Source organism: Streptomyces sp. TAA486 (assembly GCF_000426165.1).
This window is the reverse complement of the sequence record NZ_AUEV01000024.1, coordinates 46,804-66,745: the sequence shown is the minus strand read 5'-3', so window position 1 is coordinate 66,745 and position 19,942 is coordinate 46,804. Positions and strand designations below refer to the sequence as shown.

Sequence of the window (19,942 nt, the reverse complement as noted above, 5' to 3'; positions counted from 1 at the left end):
TGACGTCCTGAACCTCGGTGGGGACGCGGACGAGCCGTTTGGCGGTTTCGACTTCGGTGTCGGCGGCGCCGGTGTCATCGATGATTCGTTGCTTCCGCCCGACCTTGATGCGGGGAACCCCGGTCCCCCCTCCTTCGAGGGGCGGGCAGCACCCACCCAGGTGCAGCCCGCGCACCAAGACTCATGGGCGCAGCAATTGCGTGCCGCGGGCAGCCTCACGGATGGTGAGCGGGAGAAGCTGGACGAACTCCGGCCCACGGTGAAAGAACTGGCTGAAGTCCGTAACGTCCCTGAGGTCCCTGAGGGCCGTCGGAGGCGGCGGCGAGAACCCATTGATCCAGTCAAGTGGATAGTATTCTGGGTGTTGTTGCAGCGGCCGGGATGGCGCGCTGCCGCTGCGGGCCGTGAAGCGGGACTCACCCCTGCTCGCACTGACTTTTACAAGCGCGCAGCCGGTGAGCGGTATGTTCGTCACGTGGCGGGCCTTCAATTGCGGCGGTTGCAGGACGAGATAGCCAGCAAGCGGACCCTGAGGGCGCAGGCGTCTTCCGCTGACCGCTTGGGGGCGGATGGTGGTCGGCCGCATATGGATCTGGATCCGCGGGCCGAGGGCCTGAGCGGCGGCCAGGACACGAACTTCCAGTCCCCCGCGGGTGAGGTACGGCAGCCGGAAGCGCTCGTTCAAGAGCCGCCCACGCGGGAAGAGTTGGCTGCGGTACCTCCGACCCCCCGCCGGGTCGGCAGGGGGCTAGGGGTTGATGGCGACAGGTGGAGAAAATTCTGGTCATTGAGGCAGCGGGTTGGAATGACCATTTCCGAGGCGGCTGCCGGAGCGGCTACTTCCGATCGGAGCGTCAGGGGCTGGCTTGGTCGCGTCGACCGTGCGGATGCCGAATGGGTAGACGCCATTCAGCTGGCACGGTTCACGCACATGGTGCTGGAAAAGGAAAGGGCCGGCTCTGAGGACGCCGTCCGCGAGGTGATCAACGAAACGGAGACGTGGCGGGCAAGAAAGGACGGAGAGAGGTGGGAGCGGTATAAGGCTTCCCAGGAAAACCTGGCTCAGTATAGGTGGAATTCTTATAAGATCTTCCAGGAAAACAGGGAGAAGGGTGTCGGCATTGTCGAGGCGGCCGGGATTGCGCAGCAAACCCCGGTGGCCGGCCAGATGTGGGAGCTGGTACGGCAAAAAGCCCTGAGGGGTGGGGCGGAATTCCTGGGAGGTGGGGAAGCGAGCGATGGTGATGCCGCCCAGGTGGAAGTGGTGGCGGCCCGGGTTGGTCTGCGCGGGGACGAGCTCAGCCTTCTGAGGTCTTCAGCGAACACGGCAATTCCCCCCGAGAATGGTGGCGAGCGGCGGCTCGCTCTCAGTTTCGAGGATGTCGCCGACCTCTACGAGGTGATGGCCGATGCCTTCAAGCCTCCGTATCAGCCGATCCAGCAGACCGGGGTCTGGCTCGCGAGGATGTACGCAGGTATAAGGCTGCTCGGAGGTGCTCGGGGCGATGAGCAGCCCCCTGTGAGCGATCGCCAGGGCGAGTCCTCCGGCAGTTCGGGTCCGCAGGCCGGGCAGGGGGGCCCGTCGGCCGACGTGGCCGTGGACGAGGAGTCAGCAGGCGATCCTGCCTCCGCCACTGTCGGGAACGGTCCCCGCGCCCAGGACAGGCGCGTCAGGTTCGTGCTGCCTGAGGACCAGGAATGGGTGCGCACCCAGGTACAGAAGATGGCGGACATGAACGCCGAGCGGTTGGCCGCCGACGGCTTCAGCGTTCCCCAACTGCCCCCCGGCTATCCGACGCCGTCCGCCGATGCCAAGGGGAAGGGGCGGTGGCCGGCCCCGCTGACGCGGCAGCAGCAGGAGATGTGGGCGGAGTCCGTCGCGGCGGAGCAGCGGGCGCGGCATCAGGGGCCCGGCAGCGGCCCTGCGGATTCGAGGGAAGCTGCACGTGCCGCGGCGCTGGACTATGTGCGCCTCCTGCACCTCGAAGTGCACGGCACGGATGAGGCTCAGGGCGGGGACGCTGTCGTCGAGGAGCTGGGGAAGGAGCGCACCCGGTCGCGGGAGGGTGACCAACCGGCTCAACGGGTGCTGCTCGCCTCCGAGTTGCAGAAGATCGTCCCGCGGGTCTTTCCGATCACCCCTGGCGGCCCCCTGGACCCGGTCATCACCGAGGGGGAAAGGCAGGTCTTCGCGGACGGCAGCGCCCTGGAGCGGCACGCCACCATCACCGCCGGGTCGCAGGTCAATCTGGGGGGGACCGAGCAGGTTGCCGACGGCATCGTCACAGCGCTCGGCATCCACCCGGAGGACGTGAGCCGGTTCCGCCGCGTGCTTCTGGACGAGCTGCGGGAGCGCCCGCAGGCGTTCCTCGCCTCCATTCCGCGCGTGCCGGGGGAGTTGGAGGGCGTCGAGACGCCCGGTGAGGTGGGGGACGGCCTCCCGATGCGGTTCCGGGGTGCCGAGGACGGTGTCTGGCGGGTTGCGAAGATCAGGATGCGCAACTTCGGTGCGTACAGCCGCTACAAGCACCCGGGCCAGGAGGACCTGAACTACCGGATCAAGAACTACATGAAGACCAGCGAGTCCAGCCAGTCCACGGACGTCGGCATGCCCGCCGTCGGCATCGGTACCTGGCCGGGCAGCGAAGTCACCGGCACGGTCAGCGCCGTGTTCAGCGGGGATCGCAGGCAGGTCACGAGGAGCAAGACGAAGGAGAGCTCCACCAGGAACAGCCCTGAGCTGTGGTCCCGGCTCGGCAGTCATACGTTCGTCAACGACGCGGTCTTCGATGTCGAGGCGTATCAGCAGGACCCCGAGAGCGGCCGCCTGGTCCCGTCGACGTCGGCGGAGGATGCGTCGCCACATGTGATCAGGCTGGTGGTGAGCAACGGCTTCTCACAGCGGGTGCCTGACGGGATGTCGCGCGACCTGCCCGAGCAGGGGCCGGTGGGGCTCCCGCGGGAGCTGCGTCTGCCGGAGAAGGCGCAACTGGGGCGGGCGCTCGTCGATCAGTTCGCTCCGCCTCCTGTGCTGCTCGACTGGGCGCTGGAACAGGCGTACGTGAAGGGCGGCGTGGGCCTGGAGGAGCCTGCCGCCGAGAGAACACTCAAGCTGTTCCACCAGGTCTCGCTGCAGCAGCTGCTGGTGAAATCGGCCAGCGGTGAGGTGGTGCGGACGCCTCCGCTTCACGTGGGAAGCCGGAACGCGGGCTCCTTCGAGATCCGGCTGGTGCGCGCTGCCCACGGCACGTCCGGGGAGTTGCGGCGTGTTGTCGGCGGGACGGAAACACGCACGGCCGGTCACCTGGTCACGTCTGAGTCGAACACGCAGTCGGTCCGTACCGCCCTCTCCGGCAGCGTCACCGGCGGCCCGGTGGGCAACTACCCCCTCGTCGGCCAATGGCGGTTCAACCCCCTCCGCCTCGCGGCCGGCACCAGCTACGACAAGGGCACTACGTCCTCGGAAATCGGCAACAAGGGTCTCCGTTCGCACGACAAGCTCCGCTTCGGCTGGTACAGGGCGGACGTCGGGGTGGCGGTCCGCTACGTATCGCCGCGCGAGGAGGGCGGTTTCGATCCGAAGGGAGATGAGCGGCTTTTCGATGCCGGGGCCTGGCTCCGCATTCCCGAAGACGTCGCGCGGGAGTTGAGCGGTTGGGACACCAACCCCAAGCCGCAGGTGGCGAACGGGGGCCCTGAGCCGAAGAAGCCGGTGGAGCTGGACGGGGATGCGCCGCTGTTGTCCGTCTTCAACCACGGGCAGCTCATCGAGGCCACGAAGGTCAGCGGCCCACCGCCGAACACGAAGAGCACGAAGAGCACGAAGAGCACGAAGAATGAGAAGGGGCCGCGGGGCGGACTGAGTTTGCCGTCCACCGCGCGCCGCAGGCTGGCCGAACTGCAGGGAACGGCAACGGGAGACCGGGACGGTGTTTCGTCCGGAGGCAGGCGCAACGGGCGTCCGGCCTCGCAGCCGCGGAACACGTCGCGCCTGCACACCGTGGCCTCCCGGGCGGCGCGGCGCCGCATGGGCAGCGACGAAGCGGGTCTGCGGCCGAGCGCACAGGCCGAAGGCTCCGCGCCGGTTCCCGGTACCCCGGTGCCTCTTGGAGATGAGCCTCTGGGGACTCAACTGCTGGCGCAGGTCGTCCAGGTGCTGGGCGAGCACCCGGATCCGGAGGTGCGGTCCTTCGTACGGGCAACGCCGTCCCGGACGCGGCGCAGGCTCAACCGGGCACATCACGCTGTCTCGCCCCCGCTGCGCAAGGCGCGTACGACGGTGCGCAGCTTCAGCCGCGCCGGGTGGGCGAAGCTTCGCCACCGGCCCAGCCCCGCCAAACTGTCGGCCAAGCGTCTCTTCGACCGGGTGTACGGGAGGGCGGCCAACGCGCAGCGGAATCGCGACCTGCTGGACGTCAGGCTGCATCCCGTGGCGCTCGATCTGCAGCTCCGTTTCCTGTTCGACGGGAACAGCGTCGGCGTCGTGCTCAAGAAGCCCGGTCGCGGCCGGCTCAGCGAGCGAAGCCTCCTTTTGGTGATCGACCTCAAGACGACGTCCGAGGCGAGGTGGCAGGGGAAGCGCCCGGATCAGAACAGCATGGGCTGGGACGGCGGTGGGAGCAGCCTCTCGCACAGCTCCTCGGCCACTCGCGAGTGGTCTGTGGGCTCGAGGGTGGAAGGCGGCCTGAACCCGCCACCCCCCTTGAACCGGGCGACGGCGTGGGGCCAGGCGTCGTACCAGCGGCAGCAGAACGTCGGCAACTCGGTGGGTTGGAACGACGGACGGCACGGCGCCGTGGTGTCGGGCAGCGGGTCGCAGGTGTACGACTACGACGTGACGGTGGCGGTCAAGGCCTACAGCACCAAGTGGCCGAATCGGCTGCTGCGACGGGTTTCGGGCCCGAAGTCGACGGATGCACGAAGCGTCCCCCTGGGGGACTCGGGCAACGACGGTGCCCTCGTCCTCCAGGCCACACTGCGCGTCGTTCAGCCGGACGCCTTCATGCCGGACAATCTGCGCCCTGTGCGGCGGATTCCGGGCTCCGCACCGGACAAGCCGGCTTCGCCGCCGCTGGACTGGCAGCGGCTGCCGGATTCCGAGGCACTGGTGCTGCACCGCGATCTCGTCTCGCGGCCTCTGCCGGAGGCCGAGCCGGTGCACCGCCTCCATCTCCGGATCGGCCACGAAAAGCCCGTGACCGAGCTCATCAGGCGTCTTCTGATGACGATCTCGCCGGAGGAGGACGAGTGGCTGGTCGACCGCGGCGCCGAGGGCGAGCCCTTCAACCTGGCGCTTCGCATGACCGACATGAGGTTGCCCGGGGGCTTCACACTCGACCACGTCAACGTCAGGGGAAAGCACGGGCGCGAAGCCGAGATACAGATACACGCCCTGTCGTCCGGCGAGTCGGTCAGGGACGCGGTGTACAACATCTACACCAAACAGGCCTACTGGGGCGGGGAGTCCGCGAGCAGCGGCACCTCCAGCCAGCACGGCGTGACCGTGTCGGCAGGGGCGAATTTCGGGCCCGTCGTCCATACGGGGACGCCGGGCAAGGTACCGGGTGCGTTCATCATCGGCCCCCAGGGGAAGATCTACGACGCCAGCAAGGGTGAGAGCAAGTCGACCGGGATGGCGGCGAGTTCGTCCGATGGCGAACTCAACCTCAACGCCATGGTGCGCACCGACGTCAACGGCACCATCTACGTCGGCGTCATCACGGAGCTGCCGGTCAGCGGCCTGTTCAAGAACTCCGGAGCCTCGGCGGTCGGGGCGGTGGAGGTGTACAAGCCGCGGGTCGAGCTTCGCGACCGGAGGGACGTGGAGAGGAGCGGACTCCTCGCCAACGGCGACCTGGGCGCACGGAAGCCCTTCCCCGCCATGAGTCCCTTGTTGAACGGCCCCCACTTCGCCCTGGCACACGGAGTGATCAATGTCGGCCCCGCCCTGCGGGCCTTCGAGCGGCAGCTTCGGCAGCAGGGCAAGAAGCAGACGCTGCCCGATTGGACCGTCGGGGATCTGGGCGGGCTGCGCAAGGCGCTGAACAAGCTGCTGGGCCCGAAAGCATGGCGCGGCCTGTACAGGGCGCTCGTGGCGGGGATGGACGTGCCGGTGCTCAGCGGCAAGGGCAAGGGCACGGTGACGGTCCGCCTGGAGCGTGGCGAGCCGCGTGACTTGCAGGACCCGGACCACCTACTCGTAGCCGAACGGGAGGGGGAGCTCTCCATCGACGAGGTGGAGGCGCACTCCCATGCGCACACCCCGGGTGTGCAGATCACGGGGATCGCCGCTCCCGGCACCGAGCCGAACACGGCGGACGGCTCCTCCCAGGGGCATACCGTCGTCCTCGGCGCCACCATGGCCGCCGACTGGCCCGGCGGCGGAGGCGACGGCTTTTCGCGAGGAATCACAGACCTCCCCATGCGGCTCGCCGAAGGGGGGTTCTGGCCGTTCGGCGTTCCGATACGGGTGGTGCTGAGCCATGCGGACGCCGACGGGAAGGTCATCGAGGGGGCGGCGTCAGCCGGTGAGCTCGTCGAGTTGTGGCCGGAGGCACTGATCGCGCCCGCGGAGCCGCAATCGGCCGAGCCGGCGCAGTCCGAGCCGGGTCTGCCGGAAGCGGCAGAACCGGCCACGTCCGAGCCCGAGCAGTCCGGACCCGCCCATTCCGCGCCGCGGACGATCACCGTCGAGCCGATACGTGAGGGTGAGACGGGGAGCGGCCGGGGCCCGGAGCAGGAACACTGGGCCAAAATGCTGGAGGACGAGACGGTCGCGTTGTACTACGCGCCCGGCGACCCGGCGGCCGCGGAAAAAGTTCTCAACCACGCCGCGGGAACCCCGGGCCCCGGCATGGTCGGCACAAGGTCCAGCACACGTCCGACAACATCCGAAACCGGCCCGGCCGCCCGGAATGCCACGGGCACGTCCGGCAAGGGGAGTTCATGGTGGAGCCGGGCCGCCAGACGCCTCGACCCACGGAGGCGCGGGCACGGCCACAGCACGCTGACGGAGCCGGGCACCGTGACGCGCCAGATCGTGGACCGGATGCTCCGCTCCGACCTGGGGCTCAACAAGGCTCCGGAGGCGCTGAGCCCGGAAGGTTCGGAACTTCCCCCGCTGTACGACGCTCATCTCTTCGGCTCGGCGGTAGGGAAGATCACGTGGTACCTGAGTCCGGACGGCACACCGCAGATCATCACGGTGACGGACGGCCTGGGCAGCTACCGCGAACGTCTCAACGTGGGGAAGACCACAGATAAGCGGGAGGAGGGCCTCGCGGTCGACTCCGGCCTGGCCTTTCATCCCGCCTTCGTGGGGTCCGACAACCCGACCGTCGGCAACGTCGTCCCCGGCGACAACTTCCCCGGACTCGGCGGGAGCGCGGGCAGCGGCAGTAACGTCGACCGCACCCTCGGTACCCAGACACTGCGCATCGACGAAGCCCCTCGCGTGCTGATCGTCAAGGGCCGTATGACGCAGCGGGTGGAGGGCGGCGTCATCAGGAGCACCCTGAAGCGGGTCCGCGACGCCGCGCTGCGCGGCATCTACCGTGGACGGCCGTCGGCCCCCGAGCGCGGGCAGCGCTTCGCCGCGGACTCCGAGGTCCCTGAGGAATTCGTCGCCGCGGTTCCCCTGGAGCGCGCGCGTGAGTTCGGCCTCATCCACGAGGACAACTTCCCGCAGGAGGTGATGGGCAAGGCCTTCGACCACGTCACTGATCTGAACGAGCGGACCGGCGCGGCATGGCAGGTGCACAGCGCCGCCGTGGTCCAGGTGGAGCGCGACTACGAGGACCTGTTCGACCTGCTCAGTGAGGCAGGGAAGGCCGGGCAGGGCGAGGAGGGGCCGCTGCCCGCCGATCCCGCCGCGGGCAAGAACATGGCCGACCGCTTCTGGAAGGCTGAGGACCGGCTGACCAGGCACCTGGAGGACCTGGCGGTCGCACGCGACAGCTACGAGCGGCTGTCGACGGAGTACGTCAAGGCGAAGCGGGCCGCTCAGCGCCAACTCGAGTGGTACCAGCAGGACAAGACTGCCCGTAAGGGGTCGCCCGAGCCGGAGCCCTACACCCCGGACGAGGCCGACGCCACCCTCGCCACACACCAGCACCTCGTCGCGGACCCGGGCGAGGCCGGGGAAGAGACCGATCCGGCCGCGGGCCCGTCCACGTACGAGCAGGAACCTGCCCTCCCGCCCTATCGGGACAGGGACATACAGCGGCTGGTGATGCTGGCCGAGTCGCACGGCGGCTTCTGGGCCGGCCCCCGGATGCCGGGCCGGCACGACCTGGTGCGCGAGTGGCTGAAGGCCGCCGGCCTGCGGCGGGCGCTGCGGGTGCTGCGGGCCGAACTCGCCCAGGCAGAGACCGAGGGGAACGAGGATCGCGCTGCGCTGCTCCGCGGCAAGATCGCCTACCGGCACAACGCGTTGGTCGCCGCCGTCGACAAGGCTCGCGACATGCAGGGCAAGATCGACCAGCATGTGCACGACCTGAAGGACTGGGCGGAGGTCTACGAGTGGGGCGGCGAGGCCGACGCCGCCCGCGTCCACCGGGACGCCGCGGCCAGGCTCCGCGACGGCGGCCTGGTCGACGTGCGTCCGGGAGAGGTCGAGAAGCTCTCCCGGGTGGTCGAACAGGCCCGTGCCGCTCTGGAAGAGGTTCGCCCGCGTACTCGCAACAAGCTGAAGAAGCCCTGGCCCGGCGTCTTCCGTCCGGGGCCCGTCAAGGAGGAGGACAGGCCACAACTCGAGGCACGTCTCCATCGGTTGACCGAGGGGCTGCATGAGGCCCGGGTCAAGCAGACGGTGCTCGACTTCGCCGACGAGCAGATGCCGAAACCGTCCGCGTTCCCCGCGACACGGCCGACCAGGGACCTCTCCGAGGCGGAGAGGCGCGCCATCGCACTGGACGAGGCACTGGAGTCGCCGGTCCGTGGCGAAGTGGAGCGGGACGGCGGTGCGGATGAGCCCGTCACCCGCTACGTGGACATGGACGGCACCGTCTACGACGTACATGACCCGCACGACGCCGAGCACCCGGAGACGACGGAGGGCGAGGGTCTGCCGCTGTCCCTGGACGCGGGGCTGAAGGCCCTGCACGAACTGGGCCGTTACGACGCCGGGAGTCCCTACGGGCACGGTGAGGCGCAGTGGCGCGCCCGTGGGGTGCGCAAGGCGCTGGTCGACGAGCTGCGCCGGCGCCCGAAGCTGGCGGACAACTGGGTCGGCCCCGAGGTGGGCGATGTCTTCACCGAGAAGGAACTGGCCACGGCACAGGTGACGCTCGAGGACCGGCACCGGTCCGAGTTCAAGCAGGACGGCAGGCTGCACCCGAACGTGCGGCTGACCCCCGGACAGCGGGCGGCACTGCTGGCCCTGCAACTCACCCGCCGCGGGAATGAGCAGGTCGCGGGTGTGCCGGATGCGGGGTACAACAACGCCGCCTCCGACTTCATGCCGCAGCTCTTCGCCCGCCGGCACGGGGTCGACGTACGCGTCATGATCCCCGGCCAGGGCGAGCTGGTCTACTACCCCGACGGACTGGACGTCCAGGACCCGCAGCCCGAGCTGGGCCGCCCGGCCGTCCATCTGCTGCTGGACGGCGACACGTTCAAGGCGCTGATCCCGCGCAGGCTGCACGCCCCGGCGGACGACGAACAGCCGCTCCCCGAGGACGAGTACGAAGACGCGCAGTCGTCCTTCGAGGACGAGCACGACGCGGGGTACGAGGGCGACTGGGAGGAGGACTGGGAGGACGGCGACAGCGGCTCCAACGGCGTATCGGAGGACTGGGGAGCGGGGGAGACCTCCGGCGAGGGTGAACACGCCCCGCAGCGTGAGTCGTTCGATGTACGGGAGCCCTCAGCCGGCGGCGTGCACCGGGTCGCCGACGATGTCGACGACCTCGACGACGAACCGGCCGACTCGCTCCGCATCAGCGAACAGCAGGACGACCAGTTGCGAGGCCGGGGGCTGGAGCCGCGCCCCGTGCCGGCCGGCAGCGACTCCGTACTGCAGGCCTTCATCGCCGTTGCGGCAGCCCAGACCGCGACGCTGGCAGGGCACAGCTGGCCGGCCGGCGTGCAGGAGCTGCGAGGTCTGGTCGCCGACCGGCTCGACGATGACCGGGAGCGGCAGGAGTCCCGGTGGTTGTACTGGCACCGGCTCCACCAGCTCACCATCCCCGGCGGCGATGCACGCATCCAGGCGGAGACCGACGACCAACGTGCCGCCCTCATCGAGGAGATACGGAACGGCGGAGATTCGGACGGTACCGACTGGCTCACCCTCGCAGCCGCTGCCGCAGTGCTCGGCCTGCGAGTGAACGTGCTGCTCCCCGAAGGTGGGCAGTGGCAGGCCGGACCAGACGGCGGACCGGAGGAGTTCCTCCTGTATCTGCCGGAGAGCGGTCGGTACCACGGCCGCTGGGCCGGCACCGGCACTACTTCCCCTCAAGGCAGCTCTGCCCTGAGCCAGCCCACCCCGCCCACGCAGAACAGCGCGGACCCGAACAGTTACACCTGGAACAGTCCCACCCCGGCCCGGCCCACCCAGAGCGGCTCCACCCGGAACGGTGGCCCACGCCCCACCACCGCGCACACGACACAGCCCGCCGCCGCACCGGAGCCCGCCAAGCCCGTCGAGACCTTCTTCGGCCTCGACACGCGTCCTGCGGGGGCGGCCTCCGGCGATGCGTCGGAAGTCGAGACCAGCCGGGCCGGCGAGCTCGAGCAGGTCGACCAGCGTGGCGAGGTTGCCGCCGGCGCTGAACTGGGCGGCGCCCCCGGGATCGGTGAGGAGTCCGAGTCCGGTGAGAGCGAGTACAGCGATGGAGAGGACCAGGTCGATGGTGCCCCCGCCGCGTCCGGTAATGGCGTGGCGGTGTCGAAGGAGCGGTTCGAGGAGACGCTGCTCTCGGCCGAGTTGGGCCCGGGTCGTGTGGAAGTGTCGGTCGGGCGGGACCTTTCGGGTCGGCGAGGGGGCCGGTTGCTGCCGTGGCTTCGCACGCGGCATCCCCGTGGCTGGTGGGTCTCGGATGCGGATTTTTCCGTGCCGTGGGGTGAGGTGGCGTATGTCCTGGCTGTTGACTTCGATGAGGACGGTGCCCCGCTCGTCGACGGCAGTCCGGCGGATATTTCGAGCTTGCGGCACCGGATCGCCGACGACCCGTTGTTGACGGAGCTGGATGCCTTGGCGGCGCCGGGGAAGGCACCGGTGGTGCTGGTGGGGCGGAATGGTGCGTATGGGTTCCGCTCGCCTGCGCGGTTCCTCGCCGATGGGCTGGATCGTATGGTCTGGGCGCACACCCTGCGCGGGGCGCTGGTGAAAGACGGCGGTGAGTACGTCGTGAGCGCCCTGGCAAAAGACCTGGACAGCTCGTATGCGGGCTGGGCCGGGATCGAGCCGATACCCGTGTCCGACCGGCAGTACGCCGGGAATACCTTGATCACGGCGCTGGACGGCAAGACGCGGTTCCGGGCGGACCAGGTGGTGACCCGGCTGGTGGTCGGACCCGTCGGTAAGCCCTTCGGCCGGGTCTCGTTCGCGGTGGAATCCGGGGACAACGGGGCGCTGTTTCTGGGGTACCTGGGCGGCAGGATGATCGCAGGAGCCGCTGCCAGGGTGTACAGAAAGACGCTCTCCTCGGCGCCCGCGCCCGGGGAGTACCTACTCGTCAGGCACGCCCAGCCCGGAAAGGTGCTGCTTGTCGTCCGTATCGAGGGGACCGACAGGGAGGTGTGGGTTAGTGCCAAGGAGGCTGCCCGTTATGAGGCCAGCCTGCCCGAGGCCGTTGCCCTGCGGGCGAAGTGGGCGCGCAATGAGCTGCCGCGTGACTTCAAGGTGCACACCGTGACCTGCTATGGCGCCAGGAGTGCCACGGACCTGGACCACCATCTGCCGGCTCTCGTGCCGCACCAGCGGGTGCCGTGGGTGTTTGACGAGTTGGACACCTCGTCGTTCGTGCAGCGTCTGGCCAAGAGGGGCTTCCCCGCCACCGGCAGCATCCTTGCCGCCAGCGCTGACGGTACGGTTATGCACTTGCCTGATGGCAGCGGGGGTGGTCAGGTCACCGCCGAATCGGAACCGGGGCCCCAGAAGCTGGCGGAGCTGGCGCAGGTCGCGGGGTTGCACGACGGCAAGGGTGAGTTGCTGTCGACTGTGCTGAAGCGGACCTTGCGGCTGGTTCGTGCGGCGCGGCTCTTCAGCGAGGATGCCGTGAAGGTTCTCGGCGGGTACCGCGCAGTGATTGCCGGTCTGGGCGCCGTGGAGCGCATGCGGGCCGACGACCGGGATCTTGCGCGGCTTACTCCGTTCCATATGGAGCTTTTGCGCTGGCTGGCTGGTGCTGCTCCGGGCGGCGATCTGGCCTGGAACCGGGTCAGGGAGTTGTTCGAGGCCGCTGGTGAGCTGGTGGAGGACGGTCGACGCGTCGGTCATGCGACGGCCCCCGGTCAGCGGCTGGGCGCAGAGGACCCCGCCGGCCGCGGGCTGCGGCGGGCCGTTGACGAGCTCACCCGGGCGGGCGACGGTCTGGTGCGCGACATCCTCGGCAAGGAGGAGGGCCGGTTGCACCGTGCGGATCGTGCCCGTGTGCTGTGGGCGCTGGTCCGTGCCGACGCGAGGTTCTCCGAACTGTCCGCGGACGAGGCCGAAGCGCTGGCGCGCCGCGTACTGCACCAGTCCGATGGGGAGCAGGCCGATACGGAGGGGCTGAAGCGGCTGATGCGGCAGGCCGCCGCCCACGGTTGGAACATTCGGAACGCCGAGGCGCTCGGTGCCTTCGATCTCCTGCAACGCGGTGCTTTCCGCGACTCGCGCCGCATCCGTGCCGAGGGCAGAGCGAGCGGCCTCAACTGGACCGACGAGGATCTTCCCAACGTCGTGCAATCGGGGGTGGTCGCTTGGGGCATCAAGAACCCCCCGTGGACTCACGTCGACGAGAAGCGTTACGTCGTGTTTCTCAATCGGGCCGCGCGGCCGGGCTACTTCGTCCTGCACCTGGACGGCGAGGAGGAGGTGTACGCGACCGAAGGGGAGCTTCTGGCGTTGCTGAAGGTCAACCCCGACTGGTGGGAAGAGCCCGAGCCTGACCAGGAGGGGTTGGTCTTCGTGGTCACCGGGGAGGGCGGCAAGACGATGCCGATCCTGCAGGACCTCCACCACCACAACCGTCGCACCAACTACCTCTGGACCGGCAGAGTAGAGGTCTTCTCGCCCAAACCTCCCTCCGACTCCGACTCCGACTCCGACTCCGATTCCGACTCCGACTCCGATTCCGACTCGGGCGACCGCTTGCCGTACATCATCGTGATCCCAAGGTCGTCCGACACATCGGATGCTTCCTCGTCAGTGAGTTCCGGTCACTGGGAGAAGACCCCCGAGACACCTGACACATCGGATGCTTCCTCGTCAGTGAGTTCGACGTCCGAGTCTTCCTCCTCCGATGACGATTCAGATGACGCCCCTGATGAGGGGGAACAGTCCGAGCCCGGGTCCGATTCATCCGGTTCTCTTTTCTTGGTGGACTTCCCCTCCGAAGACGAGTCGGCTGACGTCCCTGATGAGGGGGAACAGTCCGAGCCGCACGGATCCGATTCATCCGGTAGTCCGGTGGACTCCTCCTCCGAAGATGAGGATGGCTACGGGACCGGCACCGAGTCGGATGAGGAGTTTCCCGAAGACCCGCAATCCTTCTCCTTCGAGGACGAAGCGGGGGCGTCTGCTTCGCTCACCGGCCAGTCCGGCAACGCCGACGAGGAGGCCCTCCAGGCCAGTGCGCCGTCAGCTCTGGGGAGGCGCAGGTCGGCTGCCGCAGCGGATGTCTCCATGCCGGACGTGAGCGAGGACGAGTTCCCGGAGGATGACGACGCCGACGATTCCGAGTTCAGTGAGAGCGACTACAGCGGTTACGGCACTCCCTCCGAGGCGGAAGACGACTCGGAGATGTCCGGTATGGGCTACGTGGTTCCTGTGTCGCTGAAGCCGCTGTTGACGGCTGAGGTGGATGACGGGGTCGGCGGTTCGGATGTGGTGCCGGTCGGTCGGAATCTCACGTACGGGTCGATTGGCCGGGTGGTGCCGGGGCTGCATCGGCAATTTGAGGAGCGTCATGGCGTGCGGCGGGTGGCGGAGGAGCGCGCTGCGGGGTGGGGTGAGTTGGCGTATGTGCTGCCCGTTGATGTCGATGACGACGGTGGTCTGCACGTTGACGGCAGCCTGGTGGATGTTGAGGATCTGATAGAGCAGATCGACAGCGATTGGGTGCTCGAGGCGTTGGACGATCGGGCGGGCACGGATCCTTGGACGGGGGAGCGCCGGAGGGTGCCGGTGGTGCTGGCGGTGAAGTCCGGGGCCTCCGGGTTCTACCCGCTGGGGCAGCGCTTCGCCGATGGGCTGAATCGTGAGGTCTGGGCGCACAGCCGGGACGGGCGGCTGGTGGAAGACGGCAATCAGTTCTTCCTGGGCACCGTCGACCGTGAGCCGGACCGCCCGTACGGGGATTGGACCCGGTTTCTCCCGATGCCCCACAAACGGCCTGCCGGAGGCCGCTTGTTGACGGCGAGGGACGGCACGAAGGTCCGGTGGGATCAGGTGGACATCCGGCCCCTGGTCGCACCTGACGGAGAGTCCTTCGGCGATGAGTCGGTCGTGGAGATGCACGAACACCGGGTGGCCGAGGAGGGGCTGCGCTGCTACCGGGACCACACGGTGTTCCACCACATCACCATGACCACCGGTGGCTGGAAGTATGTGGGGCGCGGGCGCGAGACGCGGCCCGCGCAGCCGGCGGTGTATGCCTTCTCCGCACACGGCGATTACGGCGAGGTGGACTTGCCTGTCGTTACCGGCGGACGGGTCAAGGTACTGTCGTTTGACGCCAAGGAGGTCGCCCTGCTGGTGGGCAGCCGGCCCGGGGTGGTTGCTTTGCGGGAGAAGGTCGCGCGGGGTGAGCTGCCGCCGGGGGCTGTCAAGGTGCGCCTCCCGGTCTGCAGTGCCGCCGGGGCCGCGGATCCCAGCCGGCGGTTGGATCCGGCACCGCACGAGCCGGTGCCGCCGGTGCATGACCCGCTGGATACCGTGTCGTTCCTGCAGCACGTCGCCAACGTGAGCCGGCTGCCCGCCACCGGCAGCCTCCTAACCACCTACACAGGCTCCTTTATCAATTACTCGGCTGATGGCCGCGGCGGTGAGGTCACGGTCAATCCGGAGCCGGGGCCGGGGAAATTGGCGCAGCTGGCGCGGGTTGCGGGGCTGGTCGAGGGCAGTACGGGGCCTGGGCCGGTGCTGAAGCAGGCGCTGCGGGTGGTTCGTGCGCTGCGGCGGGTCTTCGGCGAGGATGTCGAATTGGATCCCGCGTACGGCGAACTGCTCGCCGGCATCGGTGCGTTGTCGCGTGTGTGGTCGAACGTCTGGGACCAGCATCGGCTCAGCCCGTTCCGTATGGAGCTGTGGGAGCTGCTGGCCCGGCGGCTGGGTGGTGGCGATCCGGGCCGGGAGCCGAGCAAGGACGCGTATCGGAAGGTCTTGAGGATCGCCCGTGCGCAGGTGGCCGTCGACGCGGATGCCGGCCTCACCACCACTTCCACGGCTCCCGAGCCGCGGCTGGGGTCGAACGGTACGGCTCAGCTGGTGCAGGACGCCATCGACCTGCTCAAGCAGGAGGGCGACGACCTGGTCCAGGACATCCTCGACCTGGACGGCAGGGTGACCCGTGATCACCGTGCCAGTGCGCTGTGGGCGATAGTCGGTGTCGAGCAGAGGCTCTCCGAATTGTCCGAGGGGGAGCGGCAGGCGCTGCGCCGAGTGCTGCACGCGCCCGACACGGGCCAGAGCGACATGGAGGCGCTGAAGGACGTGATGCGGGAGGCCCTTGCCGCCGGTTGGGACATACGGGACGCCGACGCGTTGGGCGCCTTCGACCTTGTGCAACGCGGTGTCTTCGACGTCGATCTCCAGATCGGCGGCGACGACGACCGCCAGGGCATCAACTTCAGCGGCCAGGATCTTCCACACGGCGTGGATACGGCGCACGTCTTCGTCGTCACCTCCGAGAACAACGGGCCGTCGCCCCTCAAGCGGGAAGACCCCCCGTGGGGCCGCCGGAAACCGTTCGTCGTGTACCTCCGCGAGGACACGCGGCCGGACAACTTCATCCTGCGTCTCCCGGGCGGCGTCGATGCGCGCGTGACCGAGGGCGAGCTTCTGGCCTTGCTGAAGGCCTACCCCCACTGGGGGGACGAGAGCGATGGTCTCGAAGGAGCGCCTGTGGTCTTTCTGACCACAGAGCGTAGCGGCGGGATGATGCCGGGGCTGAAGCAGTTCTCCCAGGACACCGGTCGCGACACGCATCTCTGGACGGGCACAGCTCGGCTCTACCGGAGGAAGGACTCGCCGCACACCATCGTGCTCAGGTCCCAGAGCGCTGGAAACCCGGGCAGTTGGAAGCGGACCACCTGGGAGCGGACCACGACATCCGGCCCCTCTGCATCCGCACCCTCCACGCAGGGGCCTTCCCGCTCTGCGGCGGCCAGGCGCGGCGGCGCCGGCCGGGGCCGGGACGGCGGGACCGAGGTACCCCTCGGCGCCGAGCCGCGTCCGGGAAATTCCCTGGGCGATGTCGAGTCCGAGTCGATCGGGAGCCCCGACCCCGGTGCCTCCGTGTTCAGCGAGCGCGAGGTCAGCGGCTCCAGTGACGGCGGGTTCGGGGCCGAGTCGGAGGTGCGGGACGACGGTCACGGCGACAGCCTGAAGTCCCAGCGCCGAAGCGGGCTCAGCTCCGGCCACGGTACCCGGGCACCTGCCCGCCGGAGCCGCGCCAGCCGGCAGACGCCGTCCTCCGCGCGTACCTCCTTCGAGCAGGACAGGTACGCGGCCGAGAGCGAGTGGGAGGAGCCCGGTGAGTCACCCGAAGACCTGTGGGGCTTCTCCTCCGAGCGCGAGCCGGATGACGCAGTACGGAATGGTGAGCCGCCACTTCCCCGGGAGAGCAGGTCGGCTGCCGATCCGGATTTCTCCACGTCAGCCGCGCCGAGCGGCTGGGGCACTTCGTCCCTTGAACCGGATGCCGCGTACGACTCTGATGAGTCGGTGCTGAGCCAGGGTGTGCTGAGCAACTACGACGTCGACGACTCCGAGTCCGACAGCGATCCGTGGCCGAGGGTGCTGCCTGAGTGGCCAGAGCTCATGGCTGAGCTGGGCGGGGCCGGCGGGCAGGAGACGGTGCCGGTCGGGCGGGATCTCAGGGACCGGCCGGTGGACCAGCCCGTGGACCGGGTGGTGCCGGGCGTGCATCGCCGTTATGAGGTTCGCAACGGAACGTGGCGGATGGCGGAGGAACGTCGCGGGCCGGGCGGTGAGTTTGCTTACGTCCTGGCCGTTGATCTCGATGAGTATGGCGACATGGTCGTCGATGGCGAGCCGGTGGACATCCGCGGTCTGGCCCGGCAGATCAAGGGCGACCCGGTGCTGGCACGTCTGGATGTCCTGAAGGCTCAGGCGGGTGAGGACGGGCCCGTGCCGGTGGTGCTGGCGATGCCGAGGGGAGCAGTGGGGTTCCTCTCGCCGGCACAGGAACTCGCGAATGAGCTGGGGCGTCCGGCCGTGGGTCACACCCGGGTCGGGGGGCTGATGGAAGATGACGGCGAACACTTCCTGATCACCGTCGACACCGACCCGAAGCGCCCGCACGGTGACTGGGCCTGGGTCGAGCCGATACCCGACTTCGATCAACTGCCTTCCGGCGACACCTGGTACCGGGCGCGGAGTGGCACCTCGTTCAGGGCGAGGCAGGTGGAGACCCGGTTGCTGGTCGGAGAGGACTACGTGCCGTTCGGCCGTGAGTCGACCAGCCACATGCACGAAGACCGGTATGACGAGGAGACGTTGCGCGGTTACTGGGACCATGAGGTGACCCATCACACCGTCGTGACGACAGCCGCGGAGAAGCAGCGGCTGCACAGCGAGACGCATCCCTTGCAGCCGGCGGGGTTCACCTTCTCCGCACACGCCGAACCCGGAGCGGTGCAGCTTGCCGTCCGTATCAGCGGACGCATCGAGGAGCTGTCGCTTGAGGGGAAGGAAGCTGCCCGGTTTGTGGGCAACCTGCCTGAGGTGGCCGCTCTGCGTGCGAGGATCGCGCGGGGAGAGCTGCCGCCGGGCTACCAGGTGCACCTCCCGGGGCGCTTCCTGGTCTGCCATGGTGCGAGCGCCGTGGACTTCCGCCATCCGCTGGGCCCGGTGCCGCAGGAGCAGACGCTGCCGGTTGATGACCCGCTGGGCGGCCCCGCGTCGTTCGTGCGGTATACCGCCAAGGCGATCGGGACGGCCGCTACCGGCAGCATCCTTACCGCCTACATCACCAACAACGTGAGGTGCGCGCCCGATGGCCGTGGCGGCCTGGTCACCGCCAACCCGGAGCCGGGGCGGGGGGAACTGGCGGAGCTGGCCAAGCGGGCGGGCCTGCATGAGGGGGATGACCCGGATGCCCCGGTTCCGCCGAAGGTGCTGCGACGGATGCAGCGGTTGGATCGTGCGGTGGTCCTGGTCTTCGGCGAAGATGTCGGGGGTCGCTCCGACTACGACGATCTGCTCGCCGGCATCGGTGCGTTGGACCTTTTGCTGGTCAACGATCCCCTGGCCCGGCACACCCCGATGCGTATGGAACTGTGGCGCCGGCTGGCTCAGCACCATGCCGGTGTCGGTCCGGACAGCGAACCAAGTGAGGACGCGTACCGGAGGGTCCTGGGGATCGCTCGCGCGCAGGTAGACGCCGACCCGGACGCCGGTCTCACCACCTCTACCACCGCTCCCGCGCCGTTGGTTACGGGCGGCATGGCCGACCTGCTGAAGGACGCCGTCGAACAGCTCGACCAGGGGGGCGACCACCTGGTGCGGGACATCCTCGGCATATCAGCCGGCGCTCGGGTGCGCCGTACGCAGCGTGCCCGTGCGCTGTGGGCGATCGTCGGCACTGATCTGACGCTCCGCGGGCTGGACCAGGACGAGCAAGAGGTGCTGGCGGACCGAGTGCTGCATCAGGACGACATGGATCAAGGCGATGTGGCAGGGCTGAACCGGCTGATGCGGCAGGCCATCGCCGCTCACTGGGACGTACGGAGCGTCGCGGCGCTCGGCGCCTTCGACCTTGTGCAACGCCGCGCCCTCGACGAGTCGCTCAGCATCGGTGGCCAAAGGAAACCTCGGGGCATCAACTGGGGCGCCGAGCAGCTTCCTCACGGCGTGGATACGCTACTGCCCTTCCTCGTGGCGGACGACGGGTCGACCTCACCAGGTACACCGCCATGGAGGCTCGACCCGTACGTCGTGGTTCTCGAACGGGGAGAGGCGTCCGACCACTTCGTGCTGCACCTCCCTGATGACGAGCGGGTGCCCGTGACCGGAGGCGAGCTTCTGGAGTTGCTGAAGGCCAACCCCCACTTGCGGAAGGGGGGCGTCCTTCAAAAGAGGGCGCCGGTGCTCTTCCTGGTCACAGGGGAGGGCGGCCGGACGATACCGGGCCTGCAGCAATTCTCCGATCACACCGGTCGCGACACTCACCTCTGGACGGGCGAAGTCGAGCTCTACGCGGACGCCCAGGCCCAGGACCCCGCGTACAGGATCGGACTGAGGCCAAAGCCCGATGGAAGTGGAACGGCGGGTGCCTGGGAGACGACCACCTGGAGTGTGCCCACGGCGCTCGGCCCCTCCTCGCCCACGGACTCGGCATCCACGGAGTCGCGTTCTGAGGCGGACTCGCGGGGCCTGGAGCGGGGGCCGGTCGATGACGACACCGCGCCCCTCTACAGCCCCGAGACCGATGACGACGCCCCTGTCGGTCCGGACGACCAAGCCGAGTGGGGACCGGTCTCTTCGTGGGCGGGGAGGCTGACTGCGGACTCGGGTTCGTCCATGCCTCACGTGGAAGCTTCGCCTGACGAG

General features: G+C 68.8%; 2 protein-coding genes (1 of these 2 cut by a window edge). One reads left to right on the top strand and one right to left on the bottom strand.

The genetic code is table 11. The features are described from left to right. Window positions 1–181: 181 nt before the first annotated feature. Window positions 182–685, bottom strand: coding sequence for a hypothetical protein (locus tag I004_RS39680; protein WP_158677122.1), 504 nt, complete (start codon window positions 683–685; stop codon window positions 182–184). Window positions 686–1,519: 834 nt separating this feature from the next. Here I004_RS39680 and I004_RS36460 point away from each other — a divergent pair. Then, window positions 1,520–19,942, top strand: partial view of a lonely Cys domain-containing protein gene (locus I004_RS36460; protein WP_051345509.1) — the 5' portion only. Its footprint extends 12,282 nt past the window's final position; only the first 18,423 of its 30,705 coding nucleotides appear in the window; the start codon lies at window positions 1,520–1,522; the stop codon falls past the right edge of the window.